General features: G+C 61.7%; 30 protein-coding genes. 11 read left to right on the forward strand and 19 right to left on the reverse strand.

Translation table 11 applies throughout. The annotated features are described in order from the left end of the window. Window positions 1-520 (reverse strand): TolC family protein (locus tag CF161_RS14480; RefSeq protein WP_020297336.1); only part of this gene is annotated, 520 nt, incomplete at its 3' end. A gap of 232 nt (window positions 521-752) precedes the next feature. Here CF161_RS14480 and ykgO point away from each other — a divergent pair. Next, window positions 753-902, forward strand: a complete 150-nt coding sequence (gene ykgO, locus CF161_RS14485) for a type B 50S ribosomal protein L36 (RefSeq protein WP_020297337.1) — start codon at window positions 753-755, stop codon at window positions 900-902. Window positions 903-1,026: 124 nt separating this feature from the next. Continuing rightward, entirely contained in the window at window positions 1,027-1,761 is a 735-nt protein-coding gene (locus CF161_RS31810) for an HNH endonuclease (protein ID WP_020297338.1), read from the forward strand. Window positions 1,762-1,821: 60 nt separating this feature from the next. Here CF161_RS31810 and CF161_RS14495 read toward each other — a convergent pair whose 3' ends face one another. Further along, entirely contained in the window at window positions 1,822-2,535 is a 714-nt protein-coding gene (locus tag CF161_RS14495; RefSeq protein WP_020297339.1) for a murein L,D-transpeptidase catalytic domain family protein, read from the reverse strand. A 168-nt stretch (window positions 2,536-2,703) separates the two neighbouring features. Here CF161_RS14495 and CF161_RS14500 point away from each other — a divergent pair, with 168 nt between their 5' ends. Beyond that, window positions 2,704-4,275 (forward strand): murein L,D-transpeptidase, encoded by a 1,572-nt coding sequence (locus tag CF161_RS14500; RefSeq protein ID WP_020297340.1) that lies wholly within the window; start codon window positions 2,704-2,706, stop codon window positions 4,273-4,275. An 88-nt stretch (window positions 4,276-4,363) separates the two neighbouring features. Then, window positions 4,364-4,813, forward strand: a complete 450-nt coding sequence (locus tag CF161_RS14505; RefSeq protein ID WP_020297341.1) for a hypothetical protein — start codon at window positions 4,364-4,366, stop codon at window positions 4,811-4,813. 43 nt (window positions 4,814-4,856) lie between these two features. On the opposite strand, the gene CF161_RS14510 is transcribed toward CF161_RS14505, so the two are convergent. Both CF161_RS14510 and CF161_RS14515 read right to left on the reverse strand, forming a co-directional pair. Continuing rightward, window positions 4,857-5,429: a hypothetical protein gene (locus CF161_RS14510; protein WP_020297342.1), complete on the reverse strand. Its 573-nt coding sequence runs from the start codon at window positions 5,427-5,429 to the stop codon at window positions 4,857-4,859. 243 nt (window positions 5,430-5,672) lie between these two features. Further along, entirely contained in the window at window positions 5,673-5,912 is a 240-nt protein-coding gene (locus tag CF161_RS14515; protein ID WP_020297343.1) for a hypothetical protein, read from the reverse strand. Window positions 5,913-6,112: 200 nt separating this feature from the next. Here CF161_RS14515 and CF161_RS14520 point away from each other — a divergent pair, with 200 nt between their 5' ends. Then, complete coding sequence (locus tag CF161_RS14520) at window positions 6,113-6,478, forward strand: hypothetical protein (protein WP_020297344.1); 366 nt, start codon at window positions 6,113-6,115, stop codon at window positions 6,476-6,478. A 561-nt stretch (window positions 6,479-7,039) separates the two neighbouring features. Here the strand turns inward: CF161_RS14520 and CF161_RS14525 are convergent. Beyond that, entirely contained in the window at window positions 7,040-7,279 is a 240-nt protein-coding gene (locus tag CF161_RS14525) for a hypothetical protein (protein ID WP_020297345.1), read from the reverse strand. A 191-nt stretch (window positions 7,280-7,470) separates the two neighbouring features. Here CF161_RS14525 and CF161_RS32250 point away from each other — a divergent pair, with 191 nt between their 5' ends. Together CF161_RS32250 and CF161_RS14530 are read left to right on the forward strand one after the other, a co-directional pair. Then, window positions 7,471-7,935, forward strand: a complete 465-nt coding sequence (locus CF161_RS32250) for a phospholipase D-like domain-containing protein (protein WP_156882686.1) — start codon at window positions 7,471-7,473, stop codon at window positions 7,933-7,935. Between the two features lie 124 nt (window positions 7,936-8,059). Then, on the forward strand, window positions 8,060-9,121 hold the full coding sequence (locus CF161_RS14530; RefSeq protein ID WP_043229494.1) for an ankyrin repeat domain-containing protein: 1,062 nt from the start codon (window positions 8,060-8,062) through the stop codon (window positions 9,119-9,121). A 36-nt stretch (window positions 9,122-9,157) separates the two neighbouring features. On the opposite strand, the gene CF161_RS14535 is transcribed toward CF161_RS14530, so the two are convergent. The 13 genes from CF161_RS14535 to CF161_RS14595 form a co-directional block, all read right to left on the reverse strand. Continuing rightward, window positions 9,158-9,484, reverse strand: coding sequence for a DUF2388 domain-containing protein (locus CF161_RS14535; protein WP_020297347.1), 327 nt, complete (start codon window positions 9,482-9,484; stop codon window positions 9,158-9,160). A 143-nt stretch (window positions 9,485-9,627) separates the two neighbouring features. Continuing rightward, window positions 9,628-10,272 carry a BRCT domain-containing protein gene (locus tag CF161_RS14540; protein ID WP_020297348.1) on the reverse strand — a complete coding sequence of 215 codons (645 nt, stop codon included), beginning with the start codon at window positions 10,270-10,272 and terminating at the stop codon, window positions 9,628-9,630. Window positions 10,273-10,435: 163 nt separating this feature from the next. Further along, the gene (locus CF161_RS14545) at window positions 10,436-10,915 is read right to left on the reverse strand and encodes a hypothetical protein (RefSeq protein ID WP_020297349.1); all 480 of its coding nucleotides are present in this window, start codon (window positions 10,913-10,915) and stop codon (window positions 10,436-10,438) included. Between the two features lie 219 nt (window positions 10,916-11,134). Further along, a complete protein-coding gene (locus tag CF161_RS14550) occupies window positions 11,135-11,950 on the reverse strand; it encodes a CoA ester lyase (RefSeq protein ID WP_020297350.1) in 816 nt (271 codons plus the stop codon). Beyond that, window positions 11,947-12,789, reverse strand: a complete 843-nt coding sequence (locus CF161_RS14555) for a MaoC family dehydratase N-terminal domain-containing protein (protein ID WP_020297351.1) — start codon at window positions 12,787-12,789, stop codon at window positions 11,947-11,949. The genes CF161_RS14550 and CF161_RS14555 overlap by 4 nt, the downstream gene beginning before the upstream one ends. Before the next feature lie 99 nt (window positions 12,790-12,888). After that, a complete protein-coding gene (locus CF161_RS14560; RefSeq protein WP_020297352.1) occupies window positions 12,889-14,091 on the reverse strand; it encodes a CaiB/BaiF CoA-transferase family protein in 1,203 nt (400 codons plus the stop codon). A 73-nt stretch (window positions 14,092-14,164) separates the two neighbouring features. Continuing rightward, on the reverse strand, window positions 14,165-15,328 hold the full coding sequence (locus CF161_RS14565) for an acyl-CoA dehydrogenase family protein (RefSeq protein WP_020297353.1): 1,164 nt from the start codon (window positions 15,326-15,328) through the stop codon (window positions 14,165-14,167). Between the two features lie 65 nt (window positions 15,329-15,393). Then, window positions 15,394-15,990, reverse strand: a complete 597-nt coding sequence (locus CF161_RS14570; protein ID WP_020297354.1) for a thiamine pyrophosphate-dependent enzyme — start codon at window positions 15,988-15,990, stop codon at window positions 15,394-15,396. Beyond that, window positions 15,978-16,517 carry a thiamine pyrophosphate-binding protein gene (locus CF161_RS14575; protein ID WP_020297355.1) on the reverse strand — a complete coding sequence of 180 codons (540 nt, stop codon included), beginning with the start codon at window positions 16,515-16,517 and terminating at the stop codon, window positions 15,978-15,980. Before CF161_RS14575 ends, CF161_RS14570 begins: the two co-directional genes overlap by 13 nt. Before the next feature lie 201 nt (window positions 16,518-16,718). Beyond that, window positions 16,719-17,933, reverse strand: coding sequence for a pyridoxal phosphate-dependent aminotransferase (locus tag CF161_RS14580; RefSeq protein ID WP_020297356.1), 1,215 nt, complete (start codon window positions 17,931-17,933; stop codon window positions 16,719-16,721). Next, window positions 17,930-18,568, reverse strand: a complete 639-nt coding sequence (locus tag CF161_RS14585) for an RraA family protein (RefSeq protein ID WP_020297357.1) — start codon at window positions 18,566-18,568, stop codon at window positions 17,930-17,932. Before CF161_RS14585 ends, CF161_RS14580 begins: the two co-directional genes overlap by 4 nt. Beyond that, window positions 18,568-19,230, reverse strand: coding sequence for an RraA family protein (locus CF161_RS14590; protein ID WP_020297358.1), 663 nt, complete (start codon window positions 19,228-19,230; stop codon window positions 18,568-18,570). Before CF161_RS14590 ends, CF161_RS14585 begins: the two co-directional genes overlap by 1 nt. Then, window positions 19,227-19,895, reverse strand: coding sequence for an RraA family protein (locus CF161_RS14595; protein WP_043229466.1), 669 nt, complete (start codon window positions 19,893-19,895; stop codon window positions 19,227-19,229). The genes CF161_RS14590 and CF161_RS14595 overlap by 4 nt, the downstream gene beginning before the upstream one ends. Window positions 19,896-19,999: 104 nt before the next feature. On the opposite strand from CF161_RS14595, the gene CF161_RS14600 reads away from it, so the two are divergent. After that, on the forward strand, window positions 20,000-20,893 hold the full coding sequence (locus tag CF161_RS14600; protein WP_020297360.1) for a LysR family transcriptional regulator: 894 nt from the start codon (window positions 20,000-20,002) through the stop codon (window positions 20,891-20,893). A 126-nt stretch (window positions 20,894-21,019) separates the two neighbouring features. Then, window positions 21,020-21,835 (forward strand): alpha/beta fold hydrolase, encoded by an 816-nt coding sequence (locus CF161_RS14605; RefSeq protein ID WP_043229468.1) that lies wholly within the window; start codon window positions 21,020-21,022, stop codon window positions 21,833-21,835. Window positions 21,836-21,905: 70 nt separating this feature from the next. Here the strand turns inward: CF161_RS14605 and CF161_RS14610 are convergent, their stop codons facing one another. After that, entirely contained in the window at window positions 21,906-23,282 is a 1,377-nt protein-coding gene (locus CF161_RS14610; protein WP_043229471.1) for an MFS family transporter, read from the reverse strand. 475 nt (window positions 23,283-23,757) lie between these two features. On the opposite strand from CF161_RS14610, the gene CF161_RS14615 reads away from it, so the two are divergent. Continuing rightward, window positions 23,758-24,681, forward strand: a complete 924-nt coding sequence (locus CF161_RS14615; protein WP_043229473.1) for a LysR substrate-binding domain-containing protein — start codon at window positions 23,758-23,760, stop codon at window positions 24,679-24,681. Between the two features lie 163 nt (window positions 24,682-24,844). Beyond that, the gene (locus CF161_RS14620; protein WP_043229497.1) at window positions 24,845-25,774 is read left to right on the forward strand and encodes a helix-turn-helix domain-containing protein; all 930 of its coding nucleotides are present in this window, start codon (window positions 24,845-24,847) and stop codon (window positions 25,772-25,774) included. Window positions 25,775-25,818 lie beyond the last annotated feature (44 nt).

Here is a 25,818-nt window from a genome sequence, read left to right on the forward strand (position 1 = left end):
AGGCGCCGGTGGTCTGGGCGGCCACCAGCACCCGCAGTCCGTCGGCGGCGGCCTGGGCGGATTCGGCGTCGGCCCGGGCCGCGCTGCTCAAGGATTGCAGGCGGCCGAAAAGGTCGAGCTCCCAGGCCACTGCCAGGCCCAGGTGATAGCGGCTGCCGGTGCGAATGTGCGAGCTCTGGTTGAGTGCCGCTTCCAGTTGATCGTCCGCCGAGCTGCCATAGCCGGCATCGGCGCTGAGGGCAGTTTGCGGTTGGCCCTGGGCGTCGGCTTCCTGCAGCCATGCGCGGGCTTGCAGCAGGTTCGCCGCCGCCACTTGCAGGTCCCGGTTGTGCATCAGCGCCTGCTCCACGGCGGCGTTCAGCGCCGGGTCGCGGTACAGGGTCCACCACTGGTCCGGGAGTGGGCTGTTGACGTTGGCGGCAGCAGGCAGGGCCGGGCTGGCCGCGGGCGCGCTCCAGCTGGCGCAGCCAGTGAGCGTCGCAAAAAACAAGGCCAGCAGCGACCGTCGATAGAGATCCATGGGGCGCACTCTTGTAAGGGGTGCGGCCACTCTAGAGAGCCGGCCAATCGACCGTCTAACGTGAACTTCCAATCATTTATCTTGAAATGGACATTCTATGGCCAAGGCCGAGGCGCGTGCTGACGCAAGAGTCTAGGGAAGGTGGGGGTTGTCAGTCAGGTGTTGATAATTATTCTCATTGGTGATTATGATATGTTATTACATATTTTTAAGCCCCCTCAGGAGCATCACCATGAAAGTGCTTTCATCCCTCAAAGAAGCCAAGAACCGTCACCGCGACTGCCAGATCGTCAAGCGTCGCGGGCGGATCTACGTGATCTGCAAATCCAACCCGCGCTTCAAGGCGCGCCAGGGCGGGGCGAAAAACAAGAACAAAGGCTGAGTCGTGATCGGGCCCCGGCATTGGCCTCTGGTTAATGAGCCCTTGGTCAATGCCCCGCGCGCCGCTTTCTCGGGGCACCGGCTTGTCGTATGTTTGCGGGCTCTTTCCGACATGGAGGTTTCCCGTGAGCAAATACCGGCCCCTTGGCGACTACTTCAACGCCCTGCGCACCGACTCAGTGACCCTGACCTTCACCGAGATCGAAAACATGCTGGGTTTCGAATTGCCGGACTACACCCAGACCCCGGCCGCCTGGATCAATGACCCCCAGCGGCCCCAGGCCAAGCAATGGCTGGACGCAGGCTTTCGTCGCGAGCGGGTGGATTTTACCCGCCGCGAAGTGTCATTTTTCCGGGCCCAGCCCGGGATACCGAGCCCGGAGGAAGCCGAGCGGGCAGCGGCCGAAGAGGACATCCGTGACCAGGCCCTGGCCGATGAACAGCAGCGTCAGATCGAACAGAACCCCAAGCTTTCTGCCACCGAGAAACAGCGCCTGATCCGCTCCCGTATCGGCCAGGACCTGTTTCGCCAGCGAGCGCTCCAGATCGAGCCGTGCTGTCGGCTGACCGGGGTGACCGCGAAAAACTTCCTCATCGCCAGCCATATCAAGCCCTGGAAAGACTGCAATAACGTCGAGCGTCTCGACGGCGATAACGGGCTGATGCTCGCCCCCCACGTCGACCGGTTATTTGACCGAGGCTGGATTTCGTTCGAAGACAGCGGCGAGTTGCGGGTGTCAGCCCAGGTCGCTGAAGTGCTGGAGGCCTGGCACTTGCCTGGCGACATCACGCCCATGCCGTTCAATCCCCGGCAGGCGGTTTACCTGGCCTACCACCGGCGCGAAGTGTTCAAGCCCTGAGGGCGTCCACAAAAAAGCCCTGGCACTGCAGGGCTTTTTTTTGTGGGCGCGCCGGTGGCCTCAACCGCCTTTGGCACTGACGATGCTCGCCACCTGGCGTGGCTGGCAGTTGAGGTAGGCCGAGGACTTCAGCCAGCGCTGGTCGGGGTACCAGGAAAACATGAACTGGCCGTCCTTGAGCTTGTCGATAACCTGGCGGGCCACTTGCGGGCGCACCGCCGGGCAGCCCTGGCTACGGCCGATGCGGCCCTGGCGCTGGCTCCAGAGCGGGTTCACGTAGTCGGCGGCATGAATCACGATGTCGCGATCACGGGCCCGGTCGTTGAACCCCGGCTCCAGGCCGTCCATGCGCAGCGAATAACCGTGGCTGCCTTCATAGCTTTCCTGGGTGCGGAACAGGCCCAGGCTGGACTGATAGCTGCCCAGGCGATTGGAAAACTGGGTGGCGAAATTTTCCCCGGACTTCTGCCCATGGGCCACCAGGTCGCGCAGCACCAGGGTCTTTTTACGCAGGTCGAAGATCCACAGGCGGCGTGCCGTGGACGGTTGCGAATAGTCGATGACGGCCAGGTGCCGGGCTTGGCGGGCGCCACTGTTGACCGCGCATTGCATGGCGCTCAGGGCGCTTTTCAGGGCCTGTGGATTGAGTTCCGGGGCGGCGTGGGCGAGGCTGTTGAACATCATCGGGCTTGGGCTGCCGACGGCGAACGCAGGGCTGCAGATGGCCCCCAGAATCGTCGCGGCCAGGCCCAGGCGGCGTAGAAAAATCAGCATGGGAAGCGGTCTGTATAGCGGTCGGTAAAAAGAGTCCCTACCATTGCGTTGGCTCCTGACATTCTGTGGTTCCCCCGCCAGCGCTTGCTACGCTTGGCCTGCTGGTTCGCGGCAACGGTTGCCGAGGTTGATCCGTCCTATGACGGCCATGGATTTGGAGTAAAGCAGTTGTTCAAAAAAACCGCATGTTACTTGAGCCTTTGCCTGCTCGCTGCGCCATTGGTCGCGACCGCCGACGAACCGACAGTCGATCCGACCAGCGCCGTGCAGTCGGCATTCACCCAGTTGTCCCTCGCGTGCCCGGCCCTGGCTGTGCAAATGGACGGGCCGACCCGAAGCCTGTTGCAGGCGTTTTACCAGCAGCACAATGATCTTGAAATCTGGTCCGCCGACGGCCGCGTGGCGGCCTTGCAGGCACAATTGCAGCAGTTGGCCGATGACGGCCTCGACCCGGCCAGCTACCCGTTGCCGGCCGATGCGGCGACGCCCGGCGCCTGGTGCGCCGAACTCGATACCAGCCGGCAATATCTCAAGGCCCTGCAGGACCTGCACTACGGCCGTTTGTCGCAGGCGCGTTTCGAGCCGCTGTGGCACGCCAGCCAGGCACCCGCCGAGCGTGAGGCCGAGCTGCTGGCGCTGGCTGCGCCGGGGCTTGCGGACCTTGCCAGCGCATTCCAGCAGGCACGCCCGGGCATCGAGCTTTATCAGCGCTTGCGCCAGCTGTATGCCGAGCAGCGCCAGCAGCCGCTGCCCCAGTGGCAGCCCCTGGCCAGCGGGCCGTTGTTGCGCCCGGATATGCAGGACGCGCGGGTTCCCGCGTTGGCCCAGCGGTTGTTGAGCGAGGGCTACCTGAGCAGCCCCCTGGCCACGGACGATAACGCCTATGGCCCGGAGCTGGTGAACGCGGTCAAGAGTTTCCAGCTCAACCATTCGCTGCAGGCCGACGGGGTGGTCGGGCAGGGCACCTTGAATGAGCTGAACATCAGCCCGGCCGTGCGCCGTGGGCAATTGCGGGTCAACCTTGAGCGGTTCCGCTGGCTGGCCCAGGACCTGGAGCCCGCCAGCCTGCTGGTGAACGTCGCCGCGGCGCAGTTGATCGTGTACCAGGGGGGCGTGCTGGTATGGCAGACCCGGACCCAGGTCGGACGGGCCGAGCGCCAGACACCGCTGCTCAAGTCCCGGGTCACGCGCCTGACCCTGAACCCGACCTGGACCGTGCCGCCGACCATTTTGCGTGAAGACAAGCTGCCGCAGATCCGTCGCGACCAGACCTTCCTCAGTCGGCAAAACCTGCAGGTGCTGGACAGCGAAGGGCACCCCCTGGCCGCGGACCAGATCGACTGGGACAACCCGGGCAATATCCTCTTGCGCCAGGACGCCGGGCCGCGCAACCCGCTGGGGAAAATGGCGGTGCGCTTTCCCAATCCGTTTTCGGTGTACTTGCACGACACCCCGAGCCAGGCGCTGTTCAGCAAAGGGCCGCGGGCCTTCAGCTCGGGCTGTGTGCGGGTCGAGCAGGTCATGCAGTTGCGTGATTGGCTGCTGAGCCCGGCCGAAAAGGCGCGTACCGATGAGTTGCTGGCAACCGGCCTGACTCACGAGTTCCGCCTGGCCAAGCCGATGCCGATCCTGCTCACCTATTGGACGGCGCAGGCCGACAGCTATGGCCAACTGCTGTATGCCCCGGATATCTACGGGCGGGATGCGGCGCTGCTGGCGGCCCTGGGCAGTAAACCCTGAGGGGGCAACTTGCGGAGCGGGGTTGATAACGGGTGTAATGTTGTTTTGGCATCATCCAGTCAATTCATCGCTTCGCAAGGAAACGGACATGAAACTATTTGCACCGACGCTTCTCCTTCTGGTTTGCGCGTCGGCCAGTGCCGCAACAGGGGAGTGGCAATCGGGTTGGGGTCAGGGCAAGACAGAGTTTTACGCGGGGGATGAAAGCACCAGTTACCTGAACTTTGCCTGTGACGCCGACGATGAAATGAGCCCGGTCAGCGGCTCGGCAACCATCGCCGGTCAATCGTTCTACTCCCACAACGACAAGGGCGGCTTCGATGTGATCGTCGACGGCGTCGAGTACAGCAACCCGTTCTACGTTGAGTGCAATGCGTGCTCGGGCTACTTCCCGGAGTTCTGGGCGGCCATGCGCAAGGCGAAAAAAATCGAGCTCAAGGCCGGCGCCCTGACCAGCTCGGTGCCGACCAAAGGCCTGAGCAAATTGCTCAAACCCTACAACTCGAAAGAAAACCCATGCGGCACCGGGGCCTGGTAACGCTCCCCCGAAGCTGATCAGCCCCGCCTAAGTGCGGGGCTTTTTATGGCTCGGCGTCGCACTCGACATCGCCCGCGCCCATATGCTCGAAACCGGTCAGCGTGATCAAGGTTGAGCCCTGTGAACCCTCACCCGGGAGCGATGCTGGCGACGACTCGATTTGCGCGCTCATGATGTTTTCCGGCAGGCCGTCCTCGGGTGTCGCGGAACCTTCGGTATCGGGCAAGCCAAAGGCCCGGCGCACCTGGGCGGCGTCGAGTGTGCCCTTGAGGGTCAGGGTCAGTTGCTGCAATTGGCCGTGTTCCCAGGTCAGCTCGACGTCCGTCGCCAGTGGGTGGACCCTGCTGGCCAGGCGCGGGGGAAACGCCGGGCCTTCGTCGTAGCGATCAGTGTCGTGGCACGGGTCGGTCGGCGCCTGATAATGGCTCAAGGCGCAATTGAAACGCGGGTCGCGATGGCCCAGGGTCTGCTCCAGGTAACAGCCCAACTCGCCAGAACTCATGCGTGGCCAGGCCAGCACATTGAGGTTCGGTGCCTGCAACTCGGCCGCCGGGGCCTGGCCGGAAAAGGCCAGTAGCAAGCCGAGAAGCGTAAGGCGGGGGTGACGGGTGAGCATTTTTCGGGTACCTGGACGGGGGGCTGGGCAGTGGCCAAAAGCAGGCGAGACGATACGCGAGTCCTGAGGGCTTGGTCAGGTCCCCGGAGACAAAAAGCGCATCGTCGCCCTTATCGAGGGCGTCGCCCTGGTTGCGCCGCCTGCGCCCCAGCGATCACCCAGGGTGAAGGCGCAGTTCGGAGTCGCTCAGCAATCCCTTGCGACTGCGCGGCTGCCTGCGGATTGAACCCGCGCCGGCTGGGGTTATTCGCTGAATTGGAAGTCGAGCCAGCGATCCAGTTCGTTGAGGGTGTGGTGAGGCCTGTCGGGGATTCTCTCGAGTTTTGCGGCGATGATGTCTCGGTTTGAATCGGACAGCTCATAGCCGCGGGTTCTAAGGAAGTAATCGATGTAGTCCTCTATTTCCAGTGCCTCGGTGGATGAAACGAACACCTTGCAGAGCGCGCCCTGGTATTGCTTGCCATCGTCACGATTGCCGCCCAACGCATCACCTCTAGGTTCTTGAAAGGGAAGTCGATTCCCTGTTTTAAGTATAGATCTGCCGCGAATTCGCCCAGGGCCCGGGCCCGTAAAAGTCGACGCTGGATCCGCCATTTCATAGGGGGCAAAGCCGTACCGGAAAATGGCTTAAGATCGGCGACCGCTGGAATCACTCCGCTCGACCAAAACAGGACGCGACATCTATGGACAAGGCCTTTTCTCAACTCGGCGAACGTTTGCACAACCGCCGGTTTTCGGTGGCGGACAACACCCAGGGGCTCTCCGGGGCCGGCACGGTGTTTCATTACCTGGTCGAGGGAAATGCCATTTCGAGCACTTACCAGGGCGGCCGGATCCGCCAGGGGCATCAGGTCGGACGGGTGACCGGGCCCGATACCTTTGAGCTTCTTTTTCATTGCCTGACGACGGAGGGCGAGATTCTGGCCGGCTGGTCCCGGGGTACGGTCGGCGTTGATCAGGCCGGGCGCACCACGCTGGCCTTCACCTGGGGTTGGTTGTCGGGTGCGACGGGGGGAGGGGAGTCGAGCTACGTTGAGCTGGTCCCCTGACGGCTGAGAAACGCCTGAACACTCAGGCGTCAGCAACCAGGGCGCACTCGGGGGAGTAGTGCATTTGTGCTATTCCCTACAGCAAAATCGCGGCCCTTGCGTTTGCCCCCAACGTAAACGAGAGCACCCTTTTCGAATGGTCGTCCAAAGACGTGCTGCTGGACGTCTACAAGGGCGGTGGCACGCCAGGTCAGTTGGGTAACGCGCTGCTGGATGCCGCCGGGATGTAACCGCTTGCGCCACAACAAAAAGCCCAGCTTATCGCTTAATGCCAGTCATTAAGGGCAAGCGCTGTCATGGTGGCGAGGGAGCTTGCTCCCGCTGGGTCGCGCAGCGGCCCCAAAAAGGCGACTGCTACGTTTCGGAGCCCCGGCCGGCCCCACGGGAGCAAGCTCCCTCGCCACAGGTAATGTTTCGTTCGCTCTAGCGCTTAACTGATCGGCATTAAGCGTATCGCTGGGCTTTTTGCATCCAGGGCCGGTGCTTGTGACTTCCGAGATGAACCCTCGGGCAGTGTGCCAGGCTCCCTTTTGCCCTCTGCAGGAGGATCCGCCAGCCGGCTTACTTCTTCTTGGCCTGGGCCTCTGCGGCAAGGCACTCAAGGGCAAACTGCTCGGTGTACGTCATCTGAATGGCGCTGGTTTCGCCCTTGACGGTCCTTTCGCCGTCCAGGATGTAGCGAATGCGCTTATCGGTCACGCCAATACGTTTCGCGATCCAGGAAGGTGTCTGCCCGATGCGCGAAATCAGCTTGTCGGCATAGTCGGTGGAGGGGTTATAGCGCTCTGCGTTGGGTGTCATGTGACGTCCGGATAAAGGTGGGTCTGTGATGCGTAGGTGGAGACGGGACACGGTGCGCCATTTTCCGGGTGATGTCGCGGTCTGAATGGAGTTGCGCCGTCGTTCGCCGTGCCTTCGCCGAACCGCGGCGGGAGATTGTTTTTCAGGTAAGGAGCGTAGTATTGGCGCCCGATTGAATAGGAGAACCGCTCTTGCGTCTGATTACCAATGTGGAAAAAGACTCGCAGTCGCACCTGTGTGAGTTGAAAAATCTGTTGTCCGCGTCCGAGCAAATCGTCATTTGCTCAGGCTGGATGAAGGCCTGTGGCTTGTCTCCATTGTTGAAGCACATGAGGGAAGCTATTGGTCGAGGAGCACATATGACGGTGTACACCAATCGTGAGCACACCGAGCGAGCCTGCATCAAGAGTCTGGCCAGTTTGACCGGACTTAAGCACGTCAATGTGCCGCGACCCACCTATCTCCATACAAAGCTTTATTACGGTCGAAGCGGCGACTCGTATCGCGCAATTCTCGGTTCGGCCAACGTCACCTCGGGTGGCCTATGGAAAAACGAAGAGCTTTCTTATTGCGTGAGCGGAAAGGTTACTGATGATGCCCATAGGCAACTAACGGCGTATCTCCAGGGCTTGACCGCATTGGAGTCAAGAGCGTGATGACGCCAATGGCTGCATATGCATAACGGCTTGCCACGAGCCTGCCCCCCACAGTGATGGCTGTGACCAATCAAAGATTTGGTTTTATGATGACCGCCTTTTGATCAGGATGATGACCACCGCCATGGCTAAGCGTAAACGCAAGACACTGCCGAAGGATTTCGATCAGTTGCTGGAGCAGGCCTCGCTTGCCGAGCTGATTGCCGTGTTCGAAGGGTGCGAGCTTGAAGCCACCGGCGGCTACAGCAAGAACACCGCGCTGGGCTTTTACAACTGCCCTGACGCACTGGCCCGCTGGCTGGTGGAGCAGGGCGCAGCTATTGATGCCCGCGACACTTACCAACGCACGCCCCTGCACCATCGCAGTACGAGTTGGATCGGTGGCGTCGATCTGCTGCTGGATCTGGGGGCCGATATCGAGGCCCAGGATTACCAGGGCGACACGCCGCTGCATGCTGCGGCCAAGAGCCACAAGGCCGAGGCCATTGCTGCCCTGATCCGCCGCGGCGCCAATGTCGAGGCCAGGAACCGGCAGGGGCACAGCGTGTTGCATATTGCCCTGGTCACTACGCGCAACGCCGATATCGAGGCGACCGCGAAAATCGCCGAGATTCTGTTGGCTGCAGGCCTGCAACGCGATGACCGCATGCTCGCCGAGGTGGAGCGCATCGGCCGTGAATTCGAGTTTCATCGGGCCTCCTTCAACCCGGACTACCTGGAGGCAACGCAAGCCGGCCTGGCCAGTCTTTATCGCCTGTTCGACGTCACTCCCGTGGCCTCGCGCAAGGTGCATGACGGTCAGTCGGCCATCGTGGTCACGGCCACCGGCTGGTTTGATCAGCATCAGCAATTGTGGGCGCTGCTGATTCCATCCTCCGGCGCGGCGGCGACAGTGCAGGGTGAGGTGATCCGCATCAGTGGCCGTATTTCCCAAGAGATTCACCACAACGGCTCGGCCAACTGGGATGGCGATTTCAAGGCGATGTTGACGGCCCTGGTGGGGCACCTGAGCAGTGCCGTGGCGTTGCCTGCTGCCGAGCTCGCCGAGGCTCGGGCGCTGGCTGCTGCGCTGCGCGGGGGGGACGATGACGCCGAGCAGACCGATCGTCTCTGTGAGCTGGCCGTGCACTGGGTGATTGCCAATCCGCAGCCATTGCCATTGGCGGCGCCTGCCTACAGCAGATAAGGGGGCTCGGGCGGGAATAGGGCCTCGGCGGCGGTTCTAGAACGATGTCGCGATGGCAACGGCCAATTGCCTGTCAGACATCAGGGGCGGCGGGAAGGACGAGCGATAGTAGCGAGAGGCTTGTTCAAACTGCGCCCCACGGATCTCTCCGTCTGAACCAATGAACGCGAGGGCGTCACTCTTTGCCGGCTTGAACAGCTCCGGGATGTACGAGGTGGCCCCTGTGGTGCCTGCAACCACCAAGAACGGAATCGCCGTGGTGATCATGAGAGCGGCCTGGAACGGGTTATTGTTTTCCGCCGCCAGGGCTTGAGTGCTGATGGACGCCAGCAGCGCGACTCCCAAAGGTTTCCATAAGTCCATTCCTCGATGCTTCCGTGTCGTCTGGTTGGGGGCGCCACGATAACAGAGTCGGGCGCTGGCCAGAAACACGGAGCCCGGCACATGGCCGGGCTGGTTGATCGGTGGGGCGCTAGGGCAATTTCACGCGGCCCCGCGCGATGGGCTCAGCCAAAAAGAGCGCGTTGCCATTGTTGTTCACCAATGATGGCGATAGGGCTGCCAGCCTCTCTCAACTCGACCGCTTTCATGATCTTTGTTCCATAGCTGCTATGGCGCCATTGGTCATTTCCAATGCTGCCAACGACCAGATAATGAATTTTCTGACTCACCGCGCCGCCGATGATGCCGCCACGCTCCTGCACCCGTAGCTGGCAGTCTTTTCGCGGCCCATAGGCCATGATTCCAGTGAACACGAACACTCTCCCATCCCAGGCCAGATCCGGTTCGGGGCGATTGAAGGGGAGGTCGTTGGGAGCATTGAAGGTTTGGTCACTGGCCTTCGGCTTTTCGGTACTCAGGCCGGAAAAGCTCTGCAGCAGCCCGATAAGCTCAAGGGATTCTTCGGCATCCAGCACGCCGTCCAGGAGCATGTTGGAGAGCCGTGAATACAGCAGGTTGATCACCGGGTCATCGAGGTGCACGAGGTTGGTTTCAAGCCAGTCCCTGAGGAACAACCCTTCAGCCGTTGAGACCACGCCGTCAGCGGCAAGACCTGCTGCCAGGCCGACGAGGGCGTCAGCTGAGCGCCTGTCTATCCGTGAACCATGGAAGTATTGGCTGCGTTCGAATTCGCTGTGAATGTCGGTCATGTGAACTCCTTTTCTGAATGTCGTGTCGTTGCGACGAAAATCCCTGTAGGGCCAAAACAGAAGCCTATCCAGCCTTGGCCGATGGCCGCCCAGGCGCTTGGTGCTTTCGGGAGTCGACCTGATTGCACCGTTCAATGTCGTCGGGTGATCAGCGGCTATCGGCTCATTTGGCGAGCTGGGATTTGAGCCGCTTCATTGACCAGCGCACCCTCTCTTCCGTACGAGGCGGGCCATCGGGCCATAGAGTGCTCCTTTGCAGCTCCATGTCCAAGGTCTCACCCTCAAAGCGCCCATTGAAGTTCTGAATGAAGGTGTACAGCGCTACCCCTTTTTTGTTGTTGACGACGGTGCGCGACTCGCCTTTCAACTCGTCACCTTTGCGGGTGTAAAGGGCTGGCGCACTGGGCGTTCCGTTATCCCGGGTGTAGTGCTCAAGTCGCTTCAAGACCACGTCCTGGGCGTCCAGGGTGCGCCACCATATGAAATGGCTATCGTCCTGAAACAGCACGTAGACCTGGTAGTCAAATCGATCAGGGACTTCTTTTTCCGCGTACCAGAGCCCATCCGGCACCGGGTGGCTTGGGGCGGCAGCGCAGCCCGAGAGCAGCAAGCCCATTGCGAGCAGGAAGACCAGTTTTTTCATAAAGTCCATTTCAATGTGTGTGGCGGTGAGCGGGTGGCTGGTGTTCAGCTCCGCGCCTGTTCCCGCTGCGGACGTTGAATCATATGAAGGCCTTGAGTGCGGAGCAATTGCCTTTGAGCGCCATGAAAACGCAACCTTTCGCCAACAATCATTCTCAGCAATAGGAAACGGCGGTCACAGCAGGACCGCCGCTTCCAATTCCGCCAAACCCATGCCTCGTCAGCCGGCGCGCATCAGGATCGCCCGCGCGCGGGCGATGACAGGGGCGTCGACCATAAGGCCATCCAGCACGAATACACCTTCGCCCGAGCGGGCGCTTTCGATAATGCGTCGTGCCCACTCGAGCTCTTCCTGATTGGGTTTCAGGGCTTGATGAATGACCTGCACTTGATGGGGGTGGATGCACAGCGCGCCGCCAAACCCCATGTCGCGGGCAGCCTGTACAGCGGCGTGCAACCCCAGGCTGTCGTGTATCGATGGGAATACCCCGTCCAGCGCCGGTTCCAGGCCGGCTGCTCGGGTGGCGAGCAGCACGGCGTAGCGGGCATGGCCGAGGATTGCTTCGGCGCCCTGAGTGCTCGGGCTCAGATTCAGGTCGAGGGCCAGGTCAAGGCTGCCGAATGACAAGCGCTCAACGCTGTTGGCTTCGGAGATTTCGCCGATTCTTGCCAGGCCTTTTGCACTTTCGATAATCGGCCAGATCGGCTTGCCCGTGCGGGCGGCGGCACTGACGTGCGCTGCGCTTTCGGCTTTGGGCAGCAGGATCCCGATGACCCCGGAGTGCTCCTGGCACAGCGCCAGGTCCGCTGCATGTGCCCAGTGCTCCGGTGCATTGACCCGTACCAGAATCTGCGCACCCGGCGTGTCCGCCAGGTAGCGCTGCAGGTGATGTCGGGCCTCGTTTTTGAGGTTTTCCTGCACGGCATCTTCCAAGTCGACAATGACCCGGTCTGCGCCACTGGCAATGGCTTTCGGGATACGTTCCGGGCGAGTCGCCGGTACAAACAACGCTGTTCGCACGATGGCAGTGCTCATGGGCGGTCTCCTTGGCTGAACTGAATCTCGCCCAATTGCGCAACACCGTCTTCATTGCCCGCCCAGACTTGCGCCTGGCCGCTGCCGGTCAAGCAGCCACCGACCTGGAACGTCTGCGGTGCAATCAGCGGGCGGACGCCACGGAAGGTGAACCGCTGCAGACGTGCATTCGGTTGTGCCCGGGTGAAGGCGCGCAAGCTGAGTGTGGCGATCAGGGGGCCGTGCACCACCAGCCCGGGATAACCTTCGGTTTCGGTGACGTAGGGCCAGTCGTAGTGAATCCGATGACCATTGAAGGTCACGGCCGAATAGCGGAACAGCAACGTCGGCGTGGGCTCCACCGACTCCTGCCATTGTCCTTCGGGAAGCCTTTGCGCCGTGCTCAGCCTGGGAGGTGTCGGCTCGCGGTAAACGATGTCCTGGTCATCCCGCAACGCAGGCTGGCCGTCCTGGAAGTATTCATGGCGCACCGTAACGAACAGCAGCGATCCGCTCCGGCCCAGTTTTTCCTCGACGCTGAGAAGAGTCGATACGCAGGTTGCTTGCGCCTCGACCCGCAACGGCTGATAAAACTCGATTCGGCTTCCGGCCCACATCCGATTGCGGTTGTGCGCCGGTGGCAAGAACCCGCCGAGTGCCGGATGACCGTCCCTGCCCAGCTCATTGGCCGGGACCGGCTCCTGAAAAAAGGCCCAGTGCCATAGGGGCGGCAGCGCGTCCCCCGGGCCGGGTGTCGGCTCGCCCAGGGTTGTGGCGATGCGTTTGACCAGGGTGTGACTGATGCGGTCGTGGGTTTCCTGGCGACGACCGATCCAGGCGGAAAAATTGGAGTTGTTCATCTTCATTGCTCCTGTCTGCTTTGCAGGCGAGGTCGGCCACAGGCTGGATCGCGCCGCAAAAGTCATGGGGGCCGCCGGGCGGCTGGGTGTCCGCAGCGCTCAGATCGCTCCGTCCATGCGCATCTGCTGGATGCGTTCGGCTGGCCATCCCAGTTCATTGAGGATCTGTATGGTGTGTTCTCCGAGCGCGGGCACGGCATCCATGCGCGGATCGAATGCGCTGTTGCTGGCCGGTGGCATCAGGCTGGGAATAACCCCGGCCGAGGTGCCGACTTCGCGCCAGCGGTTACGTGCCTTGAGCTGCGGATGATCCCAGACACTCTGCATGTCGTTGACCCGGGCATTGGCGATCTGGGCGTGGTCCAGTCGAGCAATCACGGCGGCGAAATCGAGGTCGGCAAATGCCGCGATGATCAGCTCACGCAACGCGTCGCGGTTGTCGACGCGTTTGAAGTTGGCCGAAAAGCGCGGGTCTTCTGCCAGCTCCGGCTGGAGCAGGACCCTGGCGCAAAACAGCTGCCATTCCCGCTCGTTCTGCAAGCCGAGCATCACGGTGCTGCCGTCGCCGATGGGGAAGGGGCCGTAGGGGTAAATCGTCGCATGGGCGGCGCCTGCGCGCGGTGGAGGGGCTGCGCCTGCAAAGGCGTAATACAGCGGATAGTTCATCCACTCGACCAGGCTTTCGAGCATCGACACATCGATATGGCTGCCTTTGCCGGTTCGCCCGCGTAACAGTAGCGCCGAGAGAATGCCGCTGTAGGCGTACATGCCCGCGGCAATGTCAGCGATCGAGCAGCCGGCCTTGGCCGTTTCCTGGGCGCCGGGGCCGCCCGTCACCGAGAGAAAGCCACCCTCGCTCTGGATGAGCAGGTCGTAGGCTTTTTTGTCCTGATACGGGCCGCCGATGCCATACCCGGAAATGTCACACACAATCAGCTGCGCAAAACGCGGGTGCAGCGCGTCGAACGACAACCCCATTCGCGCCGCCGCACCCGGTGCCAGGTTCTGGACCAGCACATCGGCACCGGCCAATAAATGGTCAAGGACGTCGCTGGCCGCGTCCTGTTTCAGATCCAGGGTCAGGCTTTCTTTGGAGCGGTTGGTCCAGACGAAATGCGAGGCCAAGCCGTTGACGCGCTGGTCATAACCACGGGCAAAGTCGCCGACGCCGGGGCGCTCGACCTTGATCACCCGCGCGCCAAGGTCGGCCAGTTGCCGGGTGCAGAACGGGGCGGCGATCGCATGTTCCAGGCTGACGACGGTGATGCCATCGAGGGGGCGGATGTGTTTGGGCTGACTCATGCTGTTTTGTCTCTCTTGTCATGATCTGCCGGTGCAGGCCATGACGGCGCCGCACCGGGCGTTGCACCAAGCATCAGAAGGAGCGCGGCAACTCCAGCAGGTGTTCGGCCACGTAGGACAGGATCAGGTTGGTGGAAATAGGCGCGACCTGGTACAGGCGGGTTTCGCGGAATTTGCGCTCGACGTCGTACTCGCAGGCAAAGCCGAAACCACCGTGGGTTTGCAGGCAGGCATTGGCTGCTTCCCAGGAGGCTTTCGCTGCCAGGTACTTGGCCATGTTGGCGCTGGCTCCGGCGTTGAGGCCGCGGTCATATTCTTCGCAGGCACGCCAGCGCATCAGGTCAGCCGCTTCGATTTCGATGTGCGCCTCGGCAATCGGGAATTGCACACCCTGGTTCTGCCCGATCGGGCGCCCGAACACCACGCGATCACGGGCATAGGCTGCAGCCTTCTCGATAAACCAGCGGCCATCGCCGATGCATTCGGCGGCGATCAGGGTGCGCTCGGCGTTAAGGCCGTCGAGGATGTAGCGAAAGCCTTGACCTTCTTCGCCAATCAGGCTGTCGGCGGGGATCTCGAGGTTGTCGAAGAACAACTCGTTGGTCTCGTGATTGACCATGTTGGCGATCGGCTGCACGGTCAAACCGTTGCCGATGGCTTCCCGCAGGTCAACCAGGAAAATCGACATGCCTTCGGACTTCTTCTTGACCTCGGCCAACGGTGTGGTGCGGGCCAGCAGGATCATCAAGTCGGAATGCTGAACGCGCGAGATCCAGACTTTCTGCCCATTGATCACATAGTTGTCACCGCGCTTGATGGCGGTGGTCTTGATCTTGGTGGTGTCGGTGCCGGTGGTGGGTTCGGTCACACCCATCGATTGCAGGCGCAGTTCACCGCTGGCGAGTTTTGGCAGGTAGTAACTTTTCTGTGCCTCGCTGCCGTTACGCAGCAGGGTGAACATGTTGTACATCTGCCCGTGAACCGTCCCGGAGTTGCCGCCGCAGCGGTTCACCTCCTCGAGAATCACCGAGGCTTCGGCCAGGCCCAGCCCGGACCCTCCGTACTCGGTGGGGATCATCGCGGCCAGCCACCCGGCGTCGGTCAGGGCTTTGACGAAAGCGTCGGGAAAGCCCTTTTCCTCATCGATCCTGCGCCAGTAAGCGGCATCGAATTCGGCGCACAGGGCGCGCACGCCCTCGCGGATGGCGTTGAGTTCTTCAGCGTTTGGGTCAGTCATTATTGTGCTCCTCGACGCCTCACGCACGGCGGTTGCCCTGCGTAAGGCCGTGCGGTTTACGGCGCTCAGATCGGGTTGAAACCCAGTGCCGCGCGAAAGCGGTTCTTGACGTAGTGGCCATCCCGGGGCGGCAGGACCCGAGGCGGGTTTTCGGCTTTGATCTTGATGGTCGCCAACTTGACGCCGTCGCGCGTGGCGAAGCGCTCGCGCAAAGCGTGAACGCCTGGCATCTCGCGGACCTCGTCGGTCCAGCCAAAACCGCAGGTCTTGGCGACCTGGTCGAGGTTGATACCGAAACCGGCGTGGCTGACTTGCATGCCGGTTTCGCCAAAGTGGCCGTTATCCAGCACGGCGATGGTCAGGTTGGCCGGGCGCTGCAGGGCGACGGTGGCGAGCGCACCGAACCCCATCAGTAATTCGCCGTCACCGGTGATAACGACGACCGACTTGTCGGGTTGGGCATTGGCCAGGCCCAGGCCAACGGTGATGGCGCTGCCCATGGCCGCCCAGAGGTAGTAATTGTGGTCATTGTCGCCGGCCGCCATGACGTCGTAGGACGCCGAACCCAGGCCGGTGACGACCAGCAGGTCCTTGCGGTCGGCCAGCAATGCCTTGACCACTTCGCGGCGGCACAAGCTGTGGTTTGCGCTTACTTGACCCATTTCTTTTCTCCAATCAGGCGCTGGCCGAGCAGCAGGGCAGTGGCGGAGTCGCCGTTGAACGCCATGCTCGCCGCGCCATGCAGCAGCGGCGCGACGTCCGCGGCAACGTCGGCGCGCCAGGTCAAGACGTTCATCAGCTTCAGAGCGGCTTCGGTGGCCTGGCCCATCGGGTTCTGCCAGGCGTTGAACTCGGCCCAGTCACCGCGCATGGTCACCACCATCAACAGCGGAAACCCCGCGCAATTCTGCAGCGCCAGGGTGTTGATGCAGTTGCCGACGCCGCTTGACTGCATCAGCAGTGCACCGCGTTCCCCGCCGAGCCAGGCGCCGGCGAGGTAGCCGATGCCTTCCTCTTCGGTGGTCAGGACCACGGCCTTGATGTCCGGGTCGGCATAGGACATGCGGATGGCCGCGGAGTGACCTGCGTCCGGGACGAAGACCACGTGTTTGACGTTGTGAGACTTGAGCACGCGGAACACGTCTTCCTGCCAGTCATGCCCCACGGTGGTTTCAGCTGCTGTTGTCATGCCAGTCTCCATGCAGTGCTGCTTTTGTGTTTTCACTCATTCTGGGAGAGCGGAGGGCGGGCGACGACTACCGTTTTTGTCTTTGAGATATGCCGGTTTTGTATAGCTCGTCGCGGCCCAAAGCCTGGGGCGATAGCTCTGTGGCATGGGCGCGCAGGGCAAAAACCCGGCATTGGCCGGGTTGCGTGGGGGCGGGGAGGCTTAGCGCAGGTTTTGGCAAAACCTGCCAATGGCGTCGCAGGCCTGGTGCAGCGACGCGTCATCCAGCGCATAGGCGATGCGAATGTAGGGGCCCAGGCCAAATGCGCTGCCCTGCACCACGGCGACGTTCGCCTCGTCGAGCAGGGCCAGGGCGACGTCCTCGTCGGTGCGCAAGGTTCGTCCGGCGGCCGTGGTGCGACCGATCAGGCCGGCACAGCAGGCGAACGCGTAGAAGGCTCCGCCCGGAGCCTCACAGGCAAGCCCCGGAATCTGATTGAGCCGTGACACCATCAGGTCCCGGCGCCGCTGGAAAACAGCCCGGCTCTGGTGGATGAAGTCCTTGGGGCCTGCCAATGCTGCCCGCGCGGCTTGCTGGGAAATCGAACTCGCGCCCGACGTCTGCTGGCCTTGCAGTTTCTCCATGGCGTGCAGCAGCCAGCGCGGCCCGGTGGCGAAGCCGATGCGCCAACCGGTCATGGCGTAGGCCTTGGAGACGCCATTCATGGTCAGCGTACGGGGCATGAGGCGCGGTTCTGCCTGGGCGAGGGTGACAAATGTCTGCTCGTCAAAGATCAGGTGTTCGTAAATATCATCAGCCAGTATCAGCACCTGCGGATTGGTCAGGAGCACCTGGGCCAAGGCCTCAAGCTCGACCCGGCTATAGACCGCACCCGTCGGATTGGAGGGTGAATTGAGGATCAGCCAGCGGGTTCGGTCCGTGATCGCCGCGGCCAGTGCCGCCGGGGTCAGTTTGAAGCCGGTCTCGGCGTTACAGATGACGATCCGGGCTTGGCCGCCGCACAACTCGACCATCTCCGGGTAACTGACCCAATAGGGCGCGGGCACGATGATCTCATCGCCTTCATTGAGGGTGGCGGCCAGGGCGTTGTAGATGACCTGCTTGCCGCCGCTGCAGATCAGGGTGTCCTGCCAGGTGACGTCGAGGCCATTTTCGCGGCGGAATTTATCGGCGACCGCTTCGCGCAACGAACGCACGCCCGCGACCTGGGTATAGCGGGTGTGACCCTCTTCGATGGCCTGGATGGCGGCTTGACGCACATGCTCTGGCGTATCGAAGTCCGGCTCGCCCGCGCACAGGGAAATGATCCTGGCGCCCTGTGCGCGACGTTCCGCCACACGGTCGATGATGCGATAGGTCGCCGACGGCTTGGCGCTGGCCAGGCGCTGGTTGAGGCGTTGCAGGTCGGCGCTCATGCGCGTGTTCTCCACGCGGTCAGGTTCATCAGTTCCAGCGTGGTGCTGCCTTCGATCAGCTTGGCCATCATCTCGGCTTCCTTGAGTGCGCGGGCTTCCCCTTCGGCCAGCGTACGGGCCGCATCGGCCTTGGGAATGATGATCACGCCGTCGTCATCGGCCACCACCAGGTCGCCGACGTCGACCAACGCCCCGTTGAAACTCAAAGGCTTGCCGACCGATGGCGCGCTGGCCTTGACGGTGCCCCTGACCGAGATGCCACGAGCGAACACCGGAAACTGGCGTTTTCTCAGCGCGGCTATATCGCGCACACCGCCGTCGATGACGAGGCCCACGATGCCTGCCGCTTCGGCCGCCACCGTGAGCACTTCACCCCAGTAACCGGCGATGAAACTACCGGTGCCAACCACCAGCACGCTGCCGCGCGGCGCACGCTCCATGGCCAGATGCAGGCTGAGGTTGTCACCCGGCGAACACTCCAGGGGATAGGCGGGGGCAGCGATGAAAGCACCGTCCCAGATGGGCCGGATGGCGCTGTCGACGGCGCAGGGCAAGTGGGAGGTCTCGTACAGCGTCGAACTGCCCAGGACTCGTGCCCGTTCGTGAAAATTCAGGGGGAGGGGGAGATCAGTCATCACACTTTCCTCTGCAAGCTGTGGTAACCCAAGGCAGCCCGGGCTTCTTTCAAGGTTTTTCCTTCGGCGATCAGGGTGCGGATCTCGGCCTCGATCGTTTCGATCTGACGGGCACAAGCCGCCACTTCTTCGGCCCGTGCCCGAGGCACGATCACGACGCCATTGGCATCGGCGATAACGAGGTCGCGCGCGCTGACACGCGCTGTGCCAATGGACACGGGCTGATTGACCGACTGCACCTGGACCCGGTCCTTGCCGGTGCGCATGAAACGGCCCTTGCTGAACATCGGATAACCGTCGCCCAGTGCCTTGCAGACGTCACGGCAGACACCGTCGATGACGGTGGCGGCGATCTGCCGTGTACCGGCGTACTGGGTCATGATGTCGCCCCAGACCGTGCAATCGGTGCGCCCGCCGTTGTCGATGACGACCACATCGCCCGGCGCGACCTCCTCGATAAAGTCGCCCACCGTGCCCGGCGGTGTGCTCGCCGAGACGTACTGCACGGTAAATGCCGGGCCGACAATGACCTGGCTGTAGTTGTCCAAAGGGGCGATGCCCAGGCATTGGCCGGGCAGGCCGAGTTTGTCCAGGGCATCGGAGACACCGGGGGTATCCAGCCCTTGAAACAGTGCCACCAGTGCCAGGTCGTCAGGGCTCATTGAGTGCGCTCCCCATGGATGGCTTCAAACTGGGTGTCATGCATCACTTCGGTCACTGAGCGGCCGCCTCGCACCGCCTCGACCATGCCGTCCTGGCGCTCGGCGATACGCTGACCCAGGTCGATGACCTGCTCGATATGTGCCTGGGGAATGAAGACCGTTCCGCAGGTGTCGGCGATGACGTAATCACCCTCACTGACCTTGACCCCGGCGACGGTGATGGTCACGGCGGCATCGATCTGCACAACCCGATTGCGCGCACTGATCATGGTGACCCCGCGCCCATACACCGGATATCCAATCGCTGCGCTGCCATCGATATCCCGGCTGCAGCCGTCGATCACCGTGCCTCGCACCTGCTTTGCGCTGGCCGCATTGGCCAGGATGTCGCCCCAGCAGGAAATACCCTCGATGCCGCCGGCAATCACCAGGATGCGGTCGTCGCTGTGGATCTGTTCAACCACGGGGGTGATCAGATGGACGGTGGGAGCCGTGTCAGATTTCGCCGCGAGCAACACGGTACTGGCGCGGCCGACGATTTTCGGGCACGGCCAAAGGGGGCGCAGCCCCACGGTTGCGCCGGGCAGGCCGAGAAAGTCGAGCGCGTCGGAAACCGTATTGGTGTCCAGCATTGCCAAGCGTTCGAGTACAGGAGGTGGTGTCATGGAGGAGCCCCTTGGTGACGGAGGCGTCCAGTGTCAGCGCGGCAGTTTGATAGGTATATTACTAATCACGGATCCATTACATACGTTAAACCTATGGAATTGCCATGATCAATTTTCGCTTGATTCGCCATCTGTGGTTGTTCCTGGCGGTGGCCGAGGAACAGAACTTCGGCCGCGCCGCCAAACGTCTGGGCATGTCGCAACCGCCGTTGAGTGAACAGATTCAGGTCCTGGAGCAGGCACTCAAAGTGACGCTGTTCGATCGTTCGCGCCGGGGCGCCAGGCTGACCCCGGTCGGTGCGGCGATTCTGCCGGCCGTGCGCAAGTTCGCCGAGCAACTGGAACGTCTGGAACTGGCGGTGGAAGAAGCGGTGGCGGGGCAGTCCGGGATGCTGACCATCGGGGCGATCTCCACGGCCATGTTCGATGTGTTGCCGGGTTTGATCGAGCAACTGAAAAGCCAATACCCGCACCTCTCGGTGTCGGTGCGGGAAATCGATAGCGTCGAGGCGATTCCGGCGCTGGAGGCGGGGGATATCGATCTGGCCTTTGCCCGCCTCGACGGTGATTTGGGCGCGGCGGTGCAGTCATTGCCGTTGACCGAGGATCGGCTGATGGTGGCGCTGCCCGGCGACCATCCGCTGGCATCACGCAAGCGCATCAGCTTGTCGAGCCTGGCCACCGAGCCGTTGGTGATGTTTTCGCGCAAGGTCAGCCCGGTGTACTTCGACAACCTGATTGCCACCTGCCGCGCCAGCGGTTTTTCTCCACGGGTGCTGCATGAGGTGCGCTCGGTGGCGTCGCAGATCGCGTTTGTCAGTTGCGGCCAGGGCATTGCGCTGGTGCCGGCGTCCCTTAAAAAGCTGGCGCCGGCCAATGTGGTGTTGCGGCCCTTGAGCCAGAAACTCAATGTGGTCACGACCGCCGTAGCCTGGAATGCGTTGCGCCCGAACCCGCTGGTGGAAGCCCTGGTCAGCCAGCTCAGGGCCAGGGACTGATACGTTTGGCCTATGGAAAGGTTCCTGAATCAGGAATGTACAGAAGCCTGCAACTCCCTTGAAATGTGCGGCCGGCTGGCGGCTGCACCGGCTTATACCTCAGTTTTTCGTTCAAGGAGCATCAACGTGTCCCCACCTGAACCCTTCACCCAACTGCGATTACCCATGGCGGTGGACGGTGTCCAGCTTGATATTTCCACCCTCTACCGGCCCGGCCCGTTGGCGCCGATAGTCTTCTTGCACGGCTTTGGCTCGACCAAGGAGGACTATGCCGACATCGTCCAGCACCGGGCTTTTGCCGGGCATCCGTTTGTCGCCTACGACGCACCGGGTTGCGGTGAAAGCACCTGCGAGGACCTGTCGAAAATTTCCATCCCGTTTCTGCTGCAGACCGCCACGCAGGTGCTGGCGCATTTCGCGATCGAGCGTTTCCATCTGGTGGGGCATTCGATGGGTGGGTTGACCGCGTTGATGCTGGCTCACCAGTTTCCGGAGCGTGTGCTGAGCTTTGTCGATATCGAAGGCAACATTGCCCCTGAAGACTGCTTCCTCAGCCGTCAGATCGTTGATTATCCGGCGGATGATCCCGAGGTGTTTTTCTCCGCGTTCATCGAGCGTACCCGCCAGGCCCCGGCGTACGCGAGCGCGCTGTATTCGGCCAGCCTGCGGCACAAGGTTCGAGCAGGAGCGGTGCGAGGGATTTTCCAGTCGATGGTCGATCTGTCCGATCAGGCCAACCTGATGGACAAGTTTCTCGGGCTGCACTGCCCGCGCCTGTTCATGTACGGAGAGCAAAACGCCGCATTGTCCTATCTGCCCCATATCCAGGCTCAGGGGGTGCGCTTGGCGCCCATCGCCGACTGTGGCCATTTCCCGATGTACTCCAACCCGATTGCGATGTGGCAACAGATCGCCGATTTTCATCACAGCCATTTCGGTTGATTACCGCTGCTGAAGGCGCTGTTGCCGAGGAGAAAAAGGGCCCATCAAAGGGCCCTGGCCAGGGTTGAGTTCAGATCCTTGCCGCGTGTGGCTTCGCGTAGCCCTTCAAGCCCGTGCGCTCTTCGATTTCACCTGTGCCGCTGATGTATCCGTATCGCGACAGGTTCGGCATCAACATGGCGGCAATAAAGGTGATGCTGACCACGGCGGCGACGTAGAAGAAGAAATACTCTTCGATACCCTGGGCGCGCAGCGACAGTGCGACGTATTCCGCGGTGCCGCCGAACGCGGCATTGCCCACGGCGTAGGGAAAACCCACACCCAGGGCGCGTACCGCCGGCGGGAACAGTTCCGCTTTGACGATGCCGGCGATAGGGGTGTAGAGCGACGCGATCGCCAAACCGCCGAAGACCAGCAAAAACGCGGTAAAGGGGTTGCTGACCGATTGCAGCGAGTAAAGCAGCGGGATCACCAGCAGCATGGCCAGGCCAGAGAACATCAGCATGTGCGTCTTGATGCCGACACGGTCCGCCAGCAGCCCGAAGAGCGGCTGGCAGAACATGAAACCAATCAGCGCCGCGGTCATGATGAAGCTCACGATCTGCGGGCTGAAACCGGCGGAGATCACCAGGAATTTCTGCATGTAGGTGGTGAAGGTATAAAAGTACAGCGACCCGCCAATGGTGAAGGCCACCACCAGCGCAACCGCGCGTTTGTGCTTGAACATGCCGCGCAGCGAGCCGGCGTCCTTGCGCTTCATGTCTTTCTGGTTGGCCGTTTCATGCATGGCCCGACGCAGGTAGACCACCACGATCGAACTCAGGGCACCGATGAAAAACGGGATGCGCCAGCCCCATTCACGCAGCTCTTCCCCTGTCAGGGTCTGCTGCAGAATGACCACGGTCATCAGGGCCAGCAGCTGTCCGGCGATGATGGTGAAGTATTGAAAGGAACCATAAAAACAGCGGCGACCGGGCGTCGCGATTTCACTGATGTAGGTGGCGCCTGTGCCGTATTCAGCCCCCACGGACAAGCCCTGGATCAACCTGGCTATCACCAGCATCACTGGTGCGGCGACCCCGATGGTTTCGTAGGTGGGCATGATCGCAATCAGCAAGGAGCCGGCGCACATCATGAATACCGAAATAATCATCGACACCTTGCGTCCGCGAGTGTCGGCAATCCAGCCAAAGATCCAGCCGCCGAGCGGGCGCATGAAAAAGCCGACCGCAAAGACACCGGCCGTGGCCAGGAGCTGGCTGGTGGTGTCACCTTTGGGGAAAAACGCAGCCGCAAAGTAAATGGCGGTGTAGGCGTAAATGAAAAAGTCGTACCACTCCACCAGATTGCCCGAGCAGGCACCCATGATGGCTTTGACGCGATTCGGCGTTTTTGCAAGATCGGTTCTTGGGGTGTGTGGGGTTGGCGCTGAAGGTGTTGCAGACATGCTATTCACCCTTTCTTCAAGGCGAGACCTGACCGGGCGCGCGAGGATACGTGCCGGACGTTGCTGGCTGGTGGTAGGGCGATGCGTTAGTGCAGGGGCACCCACCCACTGGCTGTCGAGACACCCGTAGGCAGGGAGTGGGACGTGGGAGAGGTAGCGGTAACGACGGCGTGAACAATCATGGCGTGAGTCCTCGAATCTTATTCTTGTAGTGGGTCGGTCACGCTGGGTGCCGACGTTGATTGCACGCTACCGCAGAGCGAGGAGGCTAATAAGCGGGGAGCCAGCCTAACTGATATAGCGAAATTCTATAGCTTGGCGTGCGGCCCCGGCAGGCCGGGGTATACAGCGCTCCTGCCGCCTGAACGTCCAAGGAGTGCGCGGGCTCCATGGCATTGCCGCGGGTGCCGATGGGATTACACTTACCTGACTGTCGACGCACGTGGCGTCGAGTCTGTCTTCGAATGGGCCAGTCATGGATGTCGTTCAACTCAAAACACTGATTCATGTCGCAGAGCTTGGAAGCCTGAGCAAGGCTTCCGACCGGCTCCACATTGCCCAACCGGCGTTGAGTCGACAAATCAGAATGCTGGAAAAAGAGCTCGGCACCTACTTGTTCGATCGGCACGGGCGCGGGATGGAAATTACCGACGCCGGCCGCGAGGTTCTGGCTCATGCCACGCGAATCATGGAGGAGATGGAGTCCATCCGCAGTTCAGTGCTGGGCGGCAAATCGTCGTTTCGCGGCACGGTGGTGATCGGCACCACGCCGACGGTTGCAGAGATCATCACCGTGCCACTGGTGCGCAAGATCAAGGACGCTCATCCGAATCTGGCGGTGCGATTTTCTTCGGCCTTCAGCGGCTACCTGCTGGACTGGATTCAACGCGGTGAGCTGGAGCTGGCGATTTCCTACGATCCACAACCGCTGCACACGCTGCGCATCGTGCCGGTGATGATGGAAAACCTGCTGCTGGTCGGTCCGGCCAGTGCGCACTTGCGGATTGATACGCCGGTCTCGTTTCAGTCCCTGGCCGAGCAACAACTGGTACTGCCCAGCCCACGCCACGGTCTTCGAGTGATTCTCGACACCTGCGCCCGTGACGTGGGGATCAAACTGAAGACCAGCGTCGAAGCCGATTCCTTCGGGGCCATGATTGAACTGGTGCGCAATGGCTTCGGCTTGACCGCGTTACCGTTGGCCTCGATTTACGCGCAGGTCGAGGCCGGTGTTCTCAGTGCTGCGCCCCTGGTCGACCCGATCCCCATGCGCAAGCTGGTGCAGGTATTTGCGGCAGACAGGCGGGTCAGCCCGGCCGCCAAATTTGTCGGCGAAGCGTTTATCGAGATCGCCGCCGACCTGGTCAACCGCAAGATCTGGGCCGGGCATCTGCTCTGAGTGATCTGCAGCCCTGCGCTATGGATCGCCCTTCTGCAGGGGCAGGGGTATTGATTGACTGCCGCGCTCTGTGCCCAGACACACCGAGCGCCAAGGCGTCTCTCTAACGGGTTCTCTGATAGCATTCGCCAGGTTTCAACCTACTCGTGAAGGTATGCAGGTGATGGCTATTCTCTATCCACCTCGATCTCTGCCGAAGAAAGAACGCTTCGACTACTGGAGTGAGGTGGTGTGTTCCACCTATGGCAAGACCACAAACCGCAGGTTGTCCGACACCCCCTTCGACGGTTGTCTCAGCGCCACCACCCTCGGTGATGTTTTACTGACGCACATCAGATCGGCCCCCATCGAGTACGAGCGCAAGCAGGTCGAGGTGGGGGATGACCATTTCTTTCTTTGCCTCACCCTGAGTACCGAAGCCGAGCTGGAGCAGCGCGGACGTCGGTCAGTGCAGGGACGCGGCGATATCGTGCTGTTCAACAGCGCCGAATCCTACCGGTGTCGTTTCCCCCGTGGAGACGACCAGATAGTCATTTCGATTCCCCGCGAGCGGCTGATCAATCACCTGCCCAGACCCGAAGCCCTGGTCAGTCGTACCCTTGCCAGCCATTCGGCCTTTGGCAGATTGGCGGGCAACATGATGGTTGAAGTGCTCAATGCGGGCTCCCAGCAACCACGGGCCGGCGAGCGGTTGAGCGGCGCGTTGCTGGAGGTGATTGCCACTGCCTTCGAAGGCGCATTCGACCCTACCGACATGGGGCACTCCAGCCGTCATGACGCACTATTGATGAAAGCGAAAGACTTTCTGCTGGCCAATCTGGATAACACGGCGCTGGACCTGGCGGCTATCGCCCACGCCATTCATGTCTCGCCGCGTGCCCTCAGCCGCCTGTTCGCGATGGAGGGGACCACCGCCACCCGCTGGCTGTGGCAACAACGACTTCTGGCCTGCCGGACGGCGCTGATGAAGGGGCCACAGCGCAGCATCAGTGAAGTTGCGCTGAGCTTCGGTTTCACCAACATGGCGCACTTCAGTCGCGCCTTCAGAGCCGCTTTTGGCGTCTCGCCAAGCGTGTTCTCGAAAAGTCGCTGACAGTCTGGCCGGCCAGACGCAGTGTGTGGCCCGTTCAGCAAAGC

The organism is Pseudomonas sp. CF161, from assembly GCF_000416215.1.
In the GTDB taxonomy this organism is placed as follows: Bacteria; Pseudomonadota; Gammaproteobacteria; order Pseudomonadales; family Pseudomonadaceae; genus Aquipseudomonas.

Excerpts from the sequence above, each read along its gene's own strand:
- ykgO (WP_020297337.1), top strand. The coding sequence starts at position 753 with ATGAAAGTGCTTTCATCCCTCAAAGAAGCCAAGAACCGTCACCGCGAC.
- CF161_RS14495 (WP_020297339.1), bottom strand. The coding sequence starts at position 2,535 with ATGCTGATTTTTCTACGCCGCCTGGGCCTGGCCGCGACGATTCTGGGG.
- CF161_RS14505 (WP_020297341.1), top strand. The coding sequence starts at position 4,364 with ATGAAACTATTTGCACCGACGCTTCTCCTTCTGGTTTGCGCGTCGGCC.
- CF161_RS14510 (WP_020297342.1), bottom strand. The coding sequence starts at position 5,429 with ATGCTCACCCGTCACCCCCGCCTTACGCTTCTCGGCTTGCTACTGGCC.
- CF161_RS14520 (WP_020297344.1), top strand. The coding sequence starts at position 6,113 with ATGGACAAGGCCTTTTCTCAACTCGGCGAACGTTTGCACAACCGCCGG.
- CF161_RS14525 (WP_020297345.1), bottom strand. The coding sequence starts at position 7,279 with ATGACACCCAACGCAGAGCGCTATAACCCCTCCACCGACTATGCCGAC.
- CF161_RS14530 (WP_043229494.1), top strand. The coding sequence starts at position 8,060 with ATGGCTAAGCGTAAACGCAAGACACTGCCGAAGGATTTCGATCAGTTG.
- CF161_RS14535 (WP_020297347.1), bottom strand. The coding sequence starts at position 9,484 with ATGGACTTATGGAAACCTTTGGGAGTCGCGCTGCTGGCGTCCATCAGC.
- CF161_RS14540 (WP_020297348.1), bottom strand. The coding sequence starts at position 10,272 with ATGACCGACATTCACAGCGAATTCGAACGCAGCCAATACTTCCATGGT.
- CF161_RS14545 (WP_020297349.1), bottom strand. The coding sequence starts at position 10,915 with ATGAAAAAACTGGTCTTCCTGCTCGCAATGGGCTTGCTGCTCTCGGGC.
- CF161_RS14550 (WP_020297350.1), bottom strand. The coding sequence starts at position 11,950 with ATGAGCACTGCCATCGTGCGAACAGCGTTGTTTGTACCGGCGACTCGC.
- CF161_RS14555 (WP_020297351.1), bottom strand. The coding sequence starts at position 12,789 with ATGAACAACTCCAATTTTTCCGCCTGGATCGGTCGTCGCCAGGAAACC.
- CF161_RS14560 (WP_020297352.1), bottom strand. The coding sequence starts at position 14,091 with ATGAGTCAGCCCAAACACATCCGCCCCCTCGATGGCATCACCGTCGTC.
- CF161_RS14565 (WP_020297353.1), bottom strand. The coding sequence starts at position 15,328 with ATGACTGACCCAAACGCTGAAGAACTCAACGCCATCCGCGAGGGCGTG.
- CF161_RS14570 (WP_020297354.1), bottom strand. The coding sequence starts at position 15,990 with ATGGGTCAAGTAAGCGCAAACCACAGCTTGTGCCGCCGCGAAGTGGTC.
- CF161_RS14575 (WP_020297355.1), bottom strand. The coding sequence starts at position 16,517 with ATGACAACAGCAGCTGAAACCACCGTGGGGCATGACTGGCAGGAAGAC.
- CF161_RS14580 (WP_020297356.1), bottom strand. The coding sequence starts at position 17,933 with ATGAGCGCCGACCTGCAACGCCTCAACCAGCGCCTGGCCAGCGCCAAG.
- CF161_RS14585 (WP_020297357.1), bottom strand. The coding sequence starts at position 18,568 with ATGACTGATCTCCCCCTCCCCCTGAATTTTCACGAACGGGCACGAGTC.
- CF161_RS14590 (WP_020297358.1), bottom strand. The coding sequence starts at position 19,230 with ATGAGCCCTGACGACCTGGCACTGGTGGCACTGTTTCAAGGGCTGGAT.
- CF161_RS14595 (WP_043229466.1), bottom strand. The coding sequence starts at position 19,895 with ATGACACCACCTCCTGTACTCGAACGCTTGGCAATGCTGGACACCAAT.
- CF161_RS14600 (WP_020297360.1), top strand. The coding sequence starts at position 20,000 with ATGATCAATTTTCGCTTGATTCGCCATCTGTGGTTGTTCCTGGCGGTG.
- CF161_RS14610 (WP_043229471.1), bottom strand. The coding sequence starts at position 23,282 with ATGTCTGCAACACCTTCAGCGCCAACCCCACACACCCCAAGAACCGAT.
- CF161_RS14615 (WP_043229473.1), top strand. The coding sequence starts at position 23,758 with ATGGATGTCGTTCAACTCAAAACACTGATTCATGTCGCAGAGCTTGGA.
- CF161_RS14620 (WP_043229497.1), top strand. The coding sequence starts at position 24,845 with ATGGCTATTCTCTATCCACCTCGATCTCTGCCGAAGAAAGAACGCTTC.